The sequence below is a fragment of the Labrys sp. Lb11 genome (assembly GCF_057554225.1).
On record NZ_BAAJOT010000005.1, the window covers coordinates 714,544 to 727,071 of the forward strand.

The window sequence follows — 12,528 nt, forward strand, 5'->3', positions numbered from 1 at the left end:
CCATCTGCGAAGCCGTCCATGAACAAGCCGCTCGGCCCGATCCGCAGGGCCTCCGCCTGCCCGCACGACTGCCCCTCGACCTGCGCCCTGGAGGTCGAGGTCTTCGACGGCAAGGCGATCGGCCGGGTCTACGGCGCGGCGGACAACAGCTATACCGCCGGCGTGATCTGCGCCAAGGTCGCCCGCTATGCCGAACGCGTGCATCACAAGGACCGGGTGCTCCATCCCCTCGCCCGCACCGGTCCGAAGGGCTCGGGCTCCTTCGAACGCATCTCCTGGGACGAGGCGCTCGACCGCATCGCCGGGGCCTTTCTCGAAGCCGAGCGCCGGCACGGGCCGGAAGCGGTCTGGCCCTATTACTACGCCGGCACCATGGGACTGGTGATGCGGGACGGCATCAATCGCCTCCGCCACGCCAAGGGCTATTCCGGCCAGTTCTCGACCATCTGCACCAACCTGTCCTGGGCCGGCTACATGGCCGGGCACGGCCGCCTGACCGGCGCCGATCCGCGCGAGATGGCCAAGTCCGACTGCATCGTGCTGTGGGGCACCAACGCCGTCGTCACCCAGGTCAACGTCATGACCCACGCCACCCGCGCCCGCAAGGAACGCGGCGCCAGGATCGTGGCGGTCGACGTCTATGACAACGCCACGATGAAGCAGGCCGACGTCAAGCTGATCCTCCGGCCGGGCACGGATGGAGCGCTCGCCTGCGGCGTCATGCACGTGCTGTTCCGCGAAGGGCTGGCCGACCGCGCCTACATGGCCGGATATGCCGACTGCCCCGAGGAGTTCGAGCAGCATCTCGCCTCCCGCACGCCGGAATGGGCCTCGGCCATATCGGGTGTGCCGGTCGAGGAGATCGAGGCCTTCGCCAGGCTGCTCGGCGAGCGGCCCCGCACCTTCTTCCGCCTGGGCTACGGCTTTGCCCGCTCGCGCAACGGCGCGGCGTCCATGCACGCGGTCAGCGCCATTCCGGTGGTGCTCGGCAGTTGGCAATACGAGGGCGGCGGCGCCCTGCATTCCAACTCCGGCATGTTCGGCTGGAAGAAATCGCTGATCGAGGGGCTCGATATCCGCGACCCGAAGGTGCGTCAGCTCGACCAGTCGCGCATCGGCGCGATCCTCACCGGCGATCCCGAGGCCTTGTGGGGCGGCCCGCCGGTCACCGCCATGCTGATCCAGAACACCAACCCGGTTTCGGTCGCGCCGGACCAGGAGAAGGTCAAGCAGGGCTTCGCCCGCGAGGATCTGTTCGTCGCCGTGCACGAGCAGGTGATGACCGACACCGCCCGCATGGCGGACATCGTGCTGCCGGCGACCATGTTCGTCGAGCACGACGACGTCTACCAGGCCGGCGGCCAGCAGCACATCCTGCTCGGCCCCAAGCTGGTCGAGCCGCCCGGCGAATGCCGCAACAATCACGACGTGGTCACCGCCCTCGCCGAACGGCTGGGTGCTCGCCATCCCGGCTTCGCGATGACGCCGCGCCAGCTGATCGACGAGACGCTGCGCGCCTCCAACCGCGGCACCCTGGCCGAGTTGGAGGAGAATCGCTGGATCGATTGCCAGCAGCCGTTCGAGCGGGCGCATTTCGTCGACGGTTTCGGCTGGCCCGACGGCAGGTTCCGCTTCAAGGCCGACTGGCGGAAGGTGCCCTATTCGGCCCCGGCCAAGTTCGGCCCGATCGCCGACATGCCCGCCTTCCCCGATCATTGGGCCTCGATCGAGGCAGCGGACGAGGTCCATCCGTTCCGCCTCGCCACCAGCCCCGCCCGCAACTACCTCAACTCCTCCTTCACCGAGACGCCGACCTCGATCGCCAAGGAGGAACGGCCGAGCGTCCTGATCCACCCCGAGGACGCCGCCGCCGCCGGCATCGCCGACGGCGACAAGGTCGAGCTGGCGAATATGCGCGGCGCGGTGCGCCTGCACGCACGGCTGTTCGACGGACTGCGCCGTGGCGTTCTTGTCGCCGAATCGATCTGGCCGAACTCGGCCTATGAGGATGGCCGCGGCATCAACACCCTGACCGGCGCGGACGCCCCGGCCCCGGTCGGCGGCGCGGCCTTCCACGACAACAAGGTTTCCATAGCCAGGATTGCGTGAAACAATCGCCGCAACTTCTGCCGGGAGCGAGGCGACATTCGAGGAGGAGACGAGCGATGGCAGGCCAGCCGCACGAAGCGATCCCTCACGACTACAACGGCGAATGGGCCGAGGCCGACTTCGGCCAAGCCCGGCCGGCATCCGATGCGATCCCCCCGGCTGTCGTCGAGCCGGCGCGATCCCTCGTTGCGGTCCGGCTCAGCCGCGATGTCGTCGAGCCATTTCGGTCGGCGGGCCCCGGATGGGAGGCTCGCATCGAAACAGTCCTACGGCAGGCGGTCGAGGCCGGAACTGCCGGCTCGGCCGGAAGCGAGCAGCACCATGAATTCGTCAGCGACGGCTGCGAGGGCTGAACCCAGGGCCTGAGAAACCGGCTCGAAGACCGGCGGAGCCCCATCGGCGCTTTGGCGCACGGTGCCTGGCCACGTTCGCCGATCTCCCTGATGGCGGCGGCGATCCCCGCGAGGGATCTCCCGGACATGCCCGGCTGCCGGCCTTCGCTCAGCCCCCGAGGAGCAGGTCCGTCGGGGCGATCGCCACTCGTCCGGCCACGATCGGAGCTTGGCCGCGCGCCACCCGGGCGAGCGCGGCGGGGTAGAGCCTGTGTTCGGCGACGAGGACGCGCGCGCCCAGGCTCTCTTCCGTGTCGCCGGCGAGCACCGGCACCGCAGCCTGGGCGATGATCGGCCCCTCGTCCATGCCCGGCGTCACATAATGCACGGTGCAGCCGTGCAGGCGCACCCCTGCCGTCAGGGCGCGCTCATGGGTGTGCAGGCCCTTGAAGGAGGGCAGCAGTGCCGGATGGATGTTGATCATCCGCCCGGTCCAGCTTTCGACGAAGGATGGCGTCATCAGCCGCATGAAGCCGGCCAATGCGACGATCTCCGCCACGTGAACGTCGAGCCGCGCTTCCAGCGCCGCCTCGAAGTCCTCGCGCGAGGAGAACGCCTTGTGGTCGACCGCTTCGGCATGAATGCCGGCGGCTCGGGCGATCTCCAGCCCCTTGGCATCGGGACGGTTGGAGATCACCGCGACGATCTTGGCCGGATAGTCCGCGGCCTTCGCCGCGTCGATCAAGGCGGACATGTTCGAGCCGCGGCCCGAGATCAGGACGACGACGCGGGCCTTGCCGGTCACAGCGCGAGGTCGCCGGAATAGGCGACGCGGCTCTCTCCCCCCTCGACCACCGTGCCGAGGCGGATCGCCGGCTGCCCGGCCGCCGCCAGAGCCTCGGCGACCGGAGCCGCATCGGCGGCGGCCGTCACCACGATCATGCCGATGCCGCAGTTGAAGGTGCGCAGCATCTCATGGGCGGCAACGCCGCCGGTGCGCGCCAGCCAGCCGAACACCGGCGGCGGGGCGATCGCCGAAAGGTCGATCGACGCGCCCAGGCCTTCCGGCAGGACGCGCGGGACGTTGTCGGGAAAGCCACCGCCGGTGATGTGGGCGAGCGCCTTGATCGCCGTGCCCGTCGCCTTCAGGGCGGCCAGTACCGGCTTCACATAGATGCGGGTCGGCTCGAGCAGCGCCGCGCCGAGGCTCTGTTCCGGCCGGAACGGCGCCGGCGCGTCCCAGGGAAGGCCGGACAGCGCCACGATCTTGCGCACCAGCGAGAAGCCGTTGGAATGCACGCCCGAGGAAGCCAAGCCCAGAATGACGTCGCCGGCGGCGACGGTGCGCCGCGGCAGGACGGCGTCGCGCTCCACCGCGCCGACGGCAAAGCCGGCAAGGTCGTAGTCGCCGTCGGCATACATGCCCGGCATCTCCGCCGTCTCGCCGCCGATCAGCGCGCAGCCGGCCTCCCGGCAGCCGGCGGCGATGCCCTTCACCACCTCGACGCCCTGCCCCGGCGCCAGCTTGCCGGTGGCGAAATAGTCCAGGAAGAACAGCGGCTCGGCCCCCTGCACCACCAGGTCGTTGACCGACATGGCGACGAGGTCGATGCCGACCGTATCGTGAATGCCGGTCTCGATCGCCACCTTCAGCTTCGTGCCGACGCCGTCATTGGCGGCGACCAGCACCGGGTCGGTGTAGCCGCAGGCCTTCAGGTCGAACAGGCCGCCGAAGCCGCCGATCTCGGCGTCGGCGCCGATGCGGCGCGTCGCCCGCACCAGCGGCTTGATGGCTTCGACCATGGCATTGCCGGCATCGATGTCGACGCCGGCGTCGGCATAGGTCAGGGCGTTGGTGGAAGGGTGCTGTGTCATGCGCCGGCTTTGCCCTGCTTCTTCTGCGCGATCAACCCCAGATAATGCTGCATCACCGTCGCACCGGCGATGGCCGTGATGTCGGCGTGATCGTAGGCGGGCGCCACCTCGACAAGATCGCAGCCGACGATGTCGAGGAAGTCGAGCCGCCGGAGCATCATCAGCGCCTCGCGCGACGACGGTCCGCCGGCGACCGGCGTGCCCGTGCCCGGGGCATAGGCGGGATCGAGGCAGTCGATGTCGAAGGTGAGGTAGGTCTTGGCGTCGCCGACCCGCTCGCGGATACGCTCCACCACCCCGGCGACGCCCAGCGTCTCGATGTCCTCGCCATAGATGATCTCGATGCCGCAATCGTCCGGCGCGTGGGTGCGGATGCCGACCTGGATCGAGCGTTCCGGCAGGATGATGCCCTCGCGCACGGCGCGGGCCACAAAGGAGCCATGGTCGATGCGGCCTTCATCGTCGTACCAGGTGTCCTGGTGGGCGTCGAAATGCACCAGCGCCATCGGCCCGTGCTTGGCCGCATGCGCCTTCAGCAGCGGCCAGGTGACGTAATGGTCGCCGCCGACCGAGACCAGCATCGGCCCGGCGTCGAGGATGTCGCGCGCCTGCGCCTCGATGCAGGCCGGGATCTCGGCGTGGCGGGCATAGTCGAAGGAGCAATCGCCATAGTCGACCACGGCAAGATTGGCGAAGGGGTCGGCATGGAAGGGATATTGCGGGTCGCCGTCGAAGATCGCCGAGGCCCGGCGCACCGCCTGCGGCCCGAAGCGCGCGCCGGGCCGGTTGGAGACGGCGGCATCGAAGGGGATGCCCCAGACCACGACGTCGATGCCGGCCAGATCGCGCGAGATGCGCCGGCGCATGAAGGAGAGGACACCGCCATAGGTCGGCTCGGCGGCGCCGCCGAGGATCTCCTTGCGAAAGACGGCGTTGTCGGTGGCTCGAGGGCGCTTGGGATCGATCGCGGGACCGGCCATGGAAAGCTCCGAAAACGGGCAGGAATTCGCGCGCGACCATGGCCGGACGCGGCAACGGTGACAAGAGCCAAAACGCCCCGTCCGCCTCGCACCGGCCCGGCTGCGAGCACGGCGGTTGCCGCAGGGCTGCACTGACAAAAATTCGTACACATCCAGTGGTAAAACGATGCGTATTGGCCTATGAGAAGCGCGCGGTATTCCGATTGAGCCGTCGAGTTGCGGACAATCGAGAGCCGTGCGCCGAAAGGGCGCATCCGAACATCCATCTACCAAAGGCTGCACTTGAGCATCTACAAAGACAGGAGTTTCGTCGATCGGCGGAGCGCCGCCGCGGACGCGAAGAAGGCCCAGCTTGACAAGTTCCGGTCCAAGCTGACGCAGGACGATCCGGCAGCAGAGGCACGGCGCGCGGAGCGTCGGGCCATCGTCGAGGCCCGCGAGGCGCGCGTCGCCGCTCGCGAAGCCGAGCGCGAAGCGGCTCGTCTGGAGCGCGAAGCTCTGGAGGCCGCCGAGAAGGCGGCGCGCGAGGAGGCCGAGCGTATCGAGGCGGCCGAGCGCGAAGCGGCACGGCAGGCCGAGGAAGCCGCTCGGGCCAAGGCGCGTCCCAAGCAGGTCTTCCGCGACTTCGTCGCCTATGCCGAGCGGCGCGCCGCCGGCTCGCGGCGCTGAGTCGACGGATTCGGCCGGGCCAAGGCGCGGCCGACGACCGGCGGACGGCATCTGCCGCCGCCTCTTCATCGATTCCGGCTGTGGCGCCGGATCGGGCGCGGGGACGGCGAGCCCCGGCCCATCGGCTTGCGGCGAGGGAGCGCTGCGTATCGCGCTCCTGATCGCCGTCCCGACTCACTCCATCTCGTCGACCGCCATCTGCGCAACCTGCAGGCGCCGCCTGCGGGCGCGATGGCCTTTTCCCGGACAATCCACGCATCCCCGACCCGGCGTCGCGCCATGGCCGCGAACGAATCCATCCGGAGATGGCATGATTCCCCGGAGCGGCGGGCGCCGCGGCGAACGAGGATGCCTCCAAATCGGCACAGCTGCCGGCAGACCTCCCGATCGCCGCCGCGCAGGCGGGCCGGCACCGGGCACTTCAAGGAATTGAGGTCATGCGGGCCTTGGCGCGTCGAGGTGATCGAAGAGCGCGGTGGGGAAGGACGCGGTTCAGGAGCAGGCGGCTGTTGTGCCACCAGCGCCTGGAGTTCGCCGCGATGGTCCTGGCATCCGAGTCACGCGCTCCGAATGAAGCCTCGCGCCACGCTTCCTCCCCGCGGTCGGCCGCACTCCCGCCGTTGCGCTTCACCGCCCCCCGCTGTGACGAGCTCACGGCGGGACCTGCACCCGCAAGAGTGCGCCCATGCCGGGCGCATAAAAAAGGCTGCCGAACCGGCAGCCTTTTGCATTTCCGACGATGGAAGCGCGATCAGCGCTTGGAGAACTGGAAGGAGCGGCGAGCCTTGGCGCGGCCGTACTTCTTGCGCTCGACCACGCGGCTGTCGCGGGTGAGGAAGCCTTCCTTCTTCAGCGCGGCACGCAGCTCCGGCTCGAAATAGGTCAGGGCCTTCGACACGCCGTGGCGCACGGCGCCGGCCTGGCCGGAGAGGCCGCCGCCGGCCACCGTGACGACGATGTCGTACTGGCCGGCGCGGTTGGCGACGGTCAGCGGCTGTTGGATCAGCATCTGCAGCACCGGACGGGCGAAGTAGACCTCGACCGCGCGATCATTGACGGTGATCTTGCCGGCGCCGGGCTTGATCCAGACGCGGGCGATGGCGTTCTTGCGCTTGCCGGTGGCGTAGGCGCGGCCCTGGGCGTCCAGCTTCTGGACGTGCGTCGGCGCGGCCTCGGCCACGTCGACGGCGCTGCCGAGGGACTGCAGCGAATTGAGCGTTTCGGCCATCGGGATCAGCCCTTCACATTCTTGGCGTTCATGGCGCCGACGTCGAGCGTCACGGGCTGCTGCGCCTCATGCGGATGCTCGGTGCCCTTGTAGACGCGCAGATTCAGCATCTGCTTGCGGCCGAGCGGGCCGCGCGGGATCATGCGCTCCACCGCCTTCTCGACGACGCGCTCGGGAAAGCGGCCTTCGAGGATGAACTTGGCGGACCGCTCCTTGATGCCGCCGGGATGCCCGGTGTGATGGTAGTACACCTTCTGGTCGCGCTTGCGGCCGGTGAACACCACCTTGTCGGCGTTGATGACGATGACGTTGTCGCCGCAGTCGAGATGGGGCGTGTAGGTCGGCTTGTGCTTGCCGCGCAGACGCATGGCGATGATCGTGGCGAGACGGCCGACAACAAGGCCCTTCGCGTCGATCAAATACCACTTCTTCTCGATGTCGGCGGTCTTGAGCGTGAAGGTGGACATGTGTCGCCTAAAAATTCGCTGTCGATCCGACGGGTTGAAAACGTACAAGGCGGCCGTCAGTGAACATCGGGCCGCCAAGTTGGCGCGCTTCTACACGAGGCGCGCGGACACGTCAACGTCACAAGACGCAAGGTCTCGCCAGATTCCGCAGCAACATCAATCGCTTGCGATATTGGTATTTAAATACCATAAAGAAATCAGCTGAAATAGCTCACGATTTCCGTCAGCGGCGGGCGCGGTCGGTCCGGCACGACATCGGCCGGGGTGCCGATATGGACGAACCCGGCGACGCGTTCCTGCGGCTTCACGCCGAGCTGGGCCATGACCTCCCCGTCATAGGCGAACCAGCCGGTGAGCCAACTCGCGCCGAAGCCGAGGGCCGCGGCGGCGATGACCAGGTTCTCGCAGGCCGCGCCGGACGACAGTTCCTGCTCCCAGCGCGGGATCTTGACGTGCTCGGCGGCTGTGGAAACCACGCCGACGATCAGCGGCGCCAGGGTGAAGCGGGTCGCCTCCTTCTTCAGCGCCGCCGCCTCGGCATTGGGATTGCGGGCAATGAACGCCTCCTCGATGATCCGGCCCGCCCTCGCCTTGGCTGCGCCGGCGTAGACGATGAAGCGCCAGGGCTGCAGCTTGCCGTGGTCGGGCACGCGCGAGGCGATGGTGAGCATGGTTTCCAGCTGGCTCGCATCCGGTCCGGGTTCGGACAGCAGCGCGGGCGGAACGGAGCGGCGGATCTTCAGCAGGTCGATGGCATCGGGCATTGAGGATGTCCTGGGACGGGCAGCCCTCACATAAGCGAATGCGAGGCCGGCGCAAGTCGCGCCGGCGTCACGCCGAAGACGGCCTCGAAGCCCGCGCGCCCCGGCGCAGTGATCGACACGGCCCGGCTGTCGGCGAGCGGCCGGATCCAGCCGAGATCGAGGCAGCGCTGCCGCAGCAGCGCGCCGACCCGGCCGGCCAGATGTGGCCGGCGCTCGCTCCAATCCAGGCAGGCGCGGCAGAGCGGCCGCCGTCCGGCAGCCTTGCCCTCGAGATCGAGGCCGAATTCGCAGAAGAACGCCAGGCCCGATTCGGTCACGGCAGCCGCGCCATCCGACAGGACGACGTGGCCGCGGCCGGCCAGCGCCTCGGCCAGGGCCGTGCCGAGGCGCCCGGCCAGATGGTCGTAGCAGTTGCGCGCCAGCCGCAGGGCCTCGTCGCGCGGCCCGACGGGCCGGTGTCGCGGCGGTCCGGCGGCCCCCACGGCCATCAGCGCCTCCATCACCGCCGCGACCTCGCCCGAGGCGAGCCGGTAGTAGCGATGCCTGCCCTGCTGCTCGGCGGCGACGAGGCGCCCGTCCAGCAGCCTGGCGAGGTGGCCGCTGGTGGTCTGTGCCGTCACGCCGGCATGCCAGGCGAGCTCGCCGGCGGTCAGGGCGCGGCCGTCCATCAGGGCGGCGAGGATATTGGCGCGAGCGACGTCGCCGATGAGCGCTGCGACCTCGGCGATGGTGACGCCGGAAGCAAGGTTGACCATGTGGCGCAGGATCGCGCCGAAGGCGTCCCGCATCAAGCGGCCATGCTTCGGCCGAGACCGAAACGTCGAAGCGTGACCGCAGTCCCCGGCCGCTGGCAGGTTGCGGCCTCCGAAGCCGGAGATCGCCATGTCCGTCACGCCAGCCGCCCCCACCCCCCGGCGCGTGTTCGCCACCGCCGGCGAACTCGTCCTGCTCGCCCTGCTGGCGATGCTGTGGGGGTCCTCCTACGGCTTCATCAAGCTCGGCGTCGCCACCATTCCGCCCCTGACGCTCATCGGCGCGCGCACGCTGATCGCCGGCCTGCTGCTCCTTGCCGTTCTGCACCTGCGCCGCATCGCCCTGCCCCGCGATGCGGCGAGCTGGCAGTCGTTCCTAGTCCAAGCCTGCCTCAACAGCGCCATCCCGTTCACGCTGATCGCCTGGGCGGAGCAGACGGTCGATGCCGGCCTCGCCGTCATCCTCAACTCGACCACGCCGATCTTCGCCTTCCTGGTCACGGCGGCGATTACCCGGCACGAGGCGGTGACGCTCCGCAAGCTGTTCGGCATCTGCGCCGGTCTCGCCGGCACCTGCCTCCTTGTCGGCATGGAAACGCTGCAGGGCGCCGGGCGCGGGCTGGTGCCGGAGCTGGCGATCATCGGCGCGACGCTGTGCTATGGCTGCGCCGCCGTCTTCGGCCGGCGCTTCAAGGACCTCGATCCGATGGTGCCGGCAACCGGTTCGCTGCTCTGCGGCGCGGCGCTGCTGGTCCCGGCGAGCTTCCTGCTCGACCGTCCCTGGACGATCACGCCGTCGGCCACCTCGGTCATGGCCCTGCTGGCGCTGGCCGTGTTCTGCACCGCCCTCGCCTTCGTCCTCTATTTCCGGCTGTTCCGGACGCTCGGCTCGGTCGGCGCCACGGCCCAGGCCTATCTGCGCGTCCCGGTCGGCGTCGCCTTCGGCGTGCTGGCGCTGGGCGAGACGCCGAGCCCGACGGCCTGGATCGGCCTCGCCTGCGTCATCGCCGGGGTGCTGGCCATGACCGTGCCCGGGCGTCCGGTCGCCCCCTCCGCCGCGCCGGCGGGCGTTCCGGGCTTGAAATTGCCCTGATTCCGTGGCTCGTGACGGCCATGGTTCGGATCCGCCTCGCCCCTGCCCTGTTCGCCGGCCTGATGACGGCCGCCCTCGCCGCCATTGCGCCGGCCGCGGCCCAGACCGATCCCGCCCCGGTCCCCCTGCCGCCGGCGGCCACCCAGCCGCTGCGTCATGCCCAGCCGCTTTCAGTCAGCGCCTTCTTTTCCGAAGAGGGCGAGCGGATCCGGTCGGGCCTGCGCTGGCGCGTGTTCCGCGCCCGCAATGACGAGAACGGCGACCTGCCGATTGTCGGCGAATCCCAGGACGCCAGCCCCACCTTCACCGTCGAGCCGGGCGTCTATGTCGTGCATGTCGCCTATGGCCTGGCGGCGGCGACGCGGCGCGTCGAGATCGGCAACACGCCGGCGATCGAGAAGCTGGTCCTCAACTGCGGCGCGCTCCGGGTGTCGGCGACGATCGACGACAGGCCGCTGGCGACCGGCCAGCTGACGTCGCGCATCTCCGCCATCATGCCGAACGGCGAACGGCGCCTGATCGCCGAGGACGTCCCGGCCGACGACCCCGTGCGCCTCCCGGAAGGACGCTATTTCGTCGAGAACGACTATGGCGAATCCAATGCCCGCGTCTCCGCCGAGATCGCGATCAAGGCCGGCCAGCTCACCGACGCCACCTTCCATCACAACGCCGCGACGCTGACGCTGAAGCTGGTCAACCAGCCGGGCGGCGAAGCCCTGGCCGACACCGCCTGGTCGATCCTGACGCCGGGCGGCGACGTGATCCGGGAATCGATCGGCGCCTTTCCCTCGATGATCCTGGCCGAAGGCAATTATTCCGTCGTCGCCCGCCATGACGGCCGGGTCTACACGCGCGAATTCGAGGTGAAGTCCGGCCTCGACCAGGACGTCGAAGTCATGGCCAAGTGAGGCGCCAGCCGGCGGCCCTCGAGCGGGGAGCCGGCGGCGTCAGGCCGCGTCGAAGACCAGCGACGGCTGCGTGCCCTGCCCGACGGGCACGGTCCGATAGAAGCAGGAGCGCCGCCCGGTGTGGCAGCAGCCGCCGTCGCCGCCGACCTCGACCCGGATCACCAGGGCGTCCTGGTCGCAATCGACCCGCATCTCGACGACGCGCTGGAGCTGGCCCGATGTCTCGCCCTTGCGCCAGAGCGCCTGGCGCGAACGGGACCAGTACCAGGCCTCGCCCGTCTCCAGCGTGCGCGCCAGCGACTCGGCGTTCATATGCGCCACCATCAGCACCTCGCGCGAGGCAGCCTCGACTGCGACGACGGTGATGAGGCCGTCGCGGTCGAACTTCGGCGAGAGGACGGAGCCCTCCTCGAGCGCGGCTTTGTCGCCGGGCGCGGCAAACGGAGCGGGAACGGCGGCCATGAGACCGCCTACCGGGCGCCGGGGCCGCGCAGCAGCGTCAGGAAACGCATCTGCTCGGTCGGGTCATCCTTGAACACGCCGGTATAGCCGGTGGTGATCGTCGAGACGCCCTGCTTCTGGATGCCCCGCATCGCCATGCACATATGCTCGGCCTCCATCAGCACGGCGAGGCCGCGCGGCTTGAGGTGGTCGTCGATGGCGTTGACGATCTCGGCGGTGAGGTTCTCCTGCGTCTGCAGGCGGCGGGCATGGATATCGACGACGCGAGCCAGCTTCGACAGGCCGACCACGCCCTCGCGCGGATAATAGGCGATATGCGCCTTGCCGAGGATCGGGACGATATGGTGTTCGCAATGGGAAAAGAACGGGATGTCGCGCACCAGCACGATGTCGCCATAGCCGCTCACTTCCTCGAACACCGTGTCGAGTTCGTCCGCGACGTTCTGCTCATAGCCCCGGAACAGCTCGCGCCAGGCCTTGGTCACCCGCTTGGGCGTATCGACGAGGCCCTCGCGGTCGGGATTGTCGCCCGCCCAGCGGATCAGCGTGCGCACGGCCTCCTCCGCCTCCTTGCGAGACGGACGATGCAGCACGGCGGCCGCATCGGCCTCACGGTCGGCGGTGGACTTGGACGAGGGCGTCATCGCGTCCATGGTCATGCTCCTGACGGCGGGCGGACAGGCCCGCCCTGCTCTTCCAGACGATCCGTTTCCGGGAGCGCCCCGAAACCGACCCCGCCTCAAATCTCGCCAGCCACTCGCGTGAAGCGACGGCAGGGCTTATATAAGCGGAACATTGGGTCTTGCAATTCGTGGCACCGCCATGCTCGACGACGTCTATAACAAGCATATTCTGGCGCTGGCCGCCGATATTCCGCGCATCGGACGTT

The 12,528-nt window shown here is 69.2% G+C and carries 14 protein-coding genes; 5 read left to right on the plus strand and 9 right to left on the minus strand.

Translation table 11 applies throughout. The annotated features are described in order from the left end of the window. Window positions 1-18 precede the first annotated feature (18 nt). Together AC27L4_RS21890 and AC27L4_RS21895 are read left to right on the plus strand one after the other, a co-directional pair. The gene (locus tag AC27L4_RS21890) at window positions 19-2,109 is read left to right on the plus strand and encodes a molybdopterin-dependent oxidoreductase (protein ID WP_487144476.1); all 2,091 of its coding nucleotides are present in this window, start codon (window positions 19-21) and stop codon (window positions 2,107-2,109) included. 56 nt (window positions 2,110-2,165) lie between these two features. Continuing rightward, window positions 2,166-2,462: a BrnA antitoxin family protein gene (locus AC27L4_RS21895; protein WP_487144477.1), complete on the plus strand. Its 297-nt coding sequence runs from the start codon at window positions 2,166-2,168 to the stop codon at window positions 2,460-2,462. Window positions 2,463-2,610: 148 nt separating this feature from the next. Here the strand turns inward: AC27L4_RS21895 and purN are convergent, their stop codons facing one another. Genes purN through speB form a run of 3 tightly spaced genes read right to left on the minus strand, consistent with a single transcriptional unit; the run spans window position 2,611 to window position 5,296 of the window. Further along, window positions 2,611-3,246: a phosphoribosylglycinamide formyltransferase gene (gene purN, locus AC27L4_RS21900; protein WP_487144478.1), complete on the minus strand. Its 636-nt coding sequence runs from the start codon at window positions 3,244-3,246 to the stop codon at window positions 2,611-2,613. Next, a complete protein-coding gene (purM, locus tag AC27L4_RS21905) occupies window positions 3,243-4,316 on the minus strand; it encodes a phosphoribosylformylglycinamidine cyclo-ligase (protein ID WP_487144479.1) in 1,074 nt (357 codons plus the stop codon). Before purM ends, purN begins: the two co-directional genes overlap by 4 nt. Next, on the minus strand, window positions 4,313-5,296 hold the full coding sequence (speB, locus tag AC27L4_RS21910) for an agmatinase (protein ID WP_487144480.1): 984 nt from the start codon (window positions 5,294-5,296) through the stop codon (window positions 4,313-4,315). Before speB ends, purM begins: the two co-directional genes overlap by 4 nt. Window positions 5,297-5,578: 282 nt before the next feature. Between speB and AC27L4_RS21915 the strand changes: the two genes are divergently transcribed. After that, window positions 5,579-5,965 (plus strand): DUF6481 family protein, encoded by a 387-nt coding sequence (locus AC27L4_RS21915; protein WP_487144481.1) that lies wholly within the window; start codon window positions 5,579-5,581, stop codon window positions 5,963-5,965. A gap of 751 nt (window positions 5,966-6,716) precedes the next feature. Here the strand turns inward: AC27L4_RS21915 and rpsI are convergent. From rpsI to AC27L4_RS21935, 4 genes are all read right to left on the minus strand, one after another. Continuing rightward, a complete protein-coding gene (gene rpsI / locus AC27L4_RS21920) occupies window positions 6,717-7,193 on the minus strand; it encodes a 30S ribosomal protein S9 (RefSeq protein ID WP_487144482.1) in 477 nt (158 codons plus the stop codon). Window positions 7,194-7,198: 5 nt separating this feature from the next. After that, window positions 7,199-7,660, minus strand: a complete 462-nt coding sequence (gene rplM, locus AC27L4_RS21925) for a 50S ribosomal protein L13 (protein ID WP_487144483.1) — start codon at window positions 7,658-7,660, stop codon at window positions 7,199-7,201. A 197-nt stretch (window positions 7,661-7,857) separates the two neighbouring features. Then, the gene (locus AC27L4_RS21930) at window positions 7,858-8,424 is read right to left on the minus strand and encodes a nitroreductase family protein (protein ID WP_487144484.1); all 567 of its coding nucleotides are present in this window, start codon (window positions 8,422-8,424) and stop codon (window positions 7,858-7,860) included. A gap of 26 nt (window positions 8,425-8,450) precedes the next feature. After that, window positions 8,451-9,212 (minus strand): ArsR/SmtB family transcription factor, encoded by a 762-nt coding sequence (locus tag AC27L4_RS21935; protein WP_487144485.1) that lies wholly within the window; start codon window positions 9,210-9,212, stop codon window positions 8,451-8,453. 94 nt (window positions 9,213-9,306) lie between these two features. Between AC27L4_RS21935 and AC27L4_RS21940 the strand changes: the two genes are divergently transcribed. Further along, entirely contained in the window at window positions 9,307-10,269 is a 963-nt protein-coding gene (locus tag AC27L4_RS21940) for a DMT family transporter (protein WP_487144486.1), read from the plus strand. Window positions 10,270-10,289: 20 nt separating this feature from the next. After that, window positions 10,290-11,177, plus strand: a complete 888-nt coding sequence (locus AC27L4_RS21945) for a hypothetical protein (RefSeq protein ID WP_487144487.1) — start codon at window positions 10,290-10,292, stop codon at window positions 11,175-11,177. A 39-nt stretch (window positions 11,178-11,216) separates the two neighbouring features. On the opposite strand, the gene hisI is transcribed toward AC27L4_RS21945, so the two are convergent. Both hisI and folE read right to left on the minus strand, forming a co-directional pair. Continuing rightward, window positions 11,217-11,639 carry a phosphoribosyl-AMP cyclohydrolase gene (gene hisI, locus AC27L4_RS21950; protein ID WP_487144488.1) on the minus strand — a complete coding sequence of 141 codons (423 nt, stop codon included), beginning with the start codon at window positions 11,637-11,639 and terminating at the stop codon, window positions 11,217-11,219. An 8-nt stretch (window positions 11,640-11,647) separates the two neighbouring features. Further along, on the minus strand, window positions 11,648-12,292 hold the full coding sequence (gene folE / locus AC27L4_RS21955; RefSeq protein WP_487144489.1) for a GTP cyclohydrolase I FolE: 645 nt from the start codon (window positions 12,290-12,292) through the stop codon (window positions 11,648-11,650). Window positions 12,293-12,528: the final 236 nt, after the last annotated feature.

Coding starts and splice junctions, on each gene's coding strand:
- hisI (WP_487144488.1), bottom strand. CDS start 11,639: ATGGCCGCCGTTCCCGCTCCGTTTGCCGCGCCCGGCGACAAAGCCGCG.
- AC27L4_RS21890 (WP_487144476.1), top strand. CDS start 19: ATGAACAAGCCGCTCGGCCCGATCCGCAGGGCCTCCGCCTGCCCGCAC.
- AC27L4_RS21930 (WP_487144484.1), bottom strand. CDS start 8,424: ATGCCCGATGCCATCGACCTGCTGAAGATCCGCCGCTCCGTTCCGCCC.
- rplM (WP_487144483.1), bottom strand. CDS start 7,660: ATGTCCACCTTCACGCTCAAGACCGCCGACATCGAGAAGAAGTGGTAT.
- folE (WP_487144489.1), bottom strand. CDS start 12,292: ATGGACGCGATGACGCCCTCGTCCAAGTCCACCGCCGACCGTGAGGCC.
- purM (WP_487144479.1), bottom strand. CDS start 4,316: ATGACACAGCACCCTTCCACCAACGCCCTGACCTATGCCGACGCCGGC.
- AC27L4_RS21940 (WP_487144486.1), top strand. CDS start 9,307: ATGTCCGTCACGCCAGCCGCCCCCACCCCCCGGCGCGTGTTCGCCACC.
- AC27L4_RS21895 (WP_487144477.1), top strand. CDS start 2,166: ATGGCAGGCCAGCCGCACGAAGCGATCCCTCACGACTACAACGGCGAA.
- rpsI (WP_487144482.1), bottom strand. CDS start 7,193: ATGGCCGAAACGCTCAATTCGCTGCAGTCCCTCGGCAGCGCCGTCGAC.
- AC27L4_RS21935 (WP_487144485.1), bottom strand. CDS start 9,212: ATGCGGGACGCCTTCGGCGCGATCCTGCGCCACATGGTCAACCTTGCT.
- speB (WP_487144480.1), bottom strand. CDS start 5,296: ATGGCCGGTCCCGCGATCGATCCCAAGCGCCCTCGAGCCACCGACAAC.
- AC27L4_RS21945 (WP_487144487.1), top strand. CDS start 10,290: ATGGTTCGGATCCGCCTCGCCCCTGCCCTGTTCGCCGGCCTGATGACG.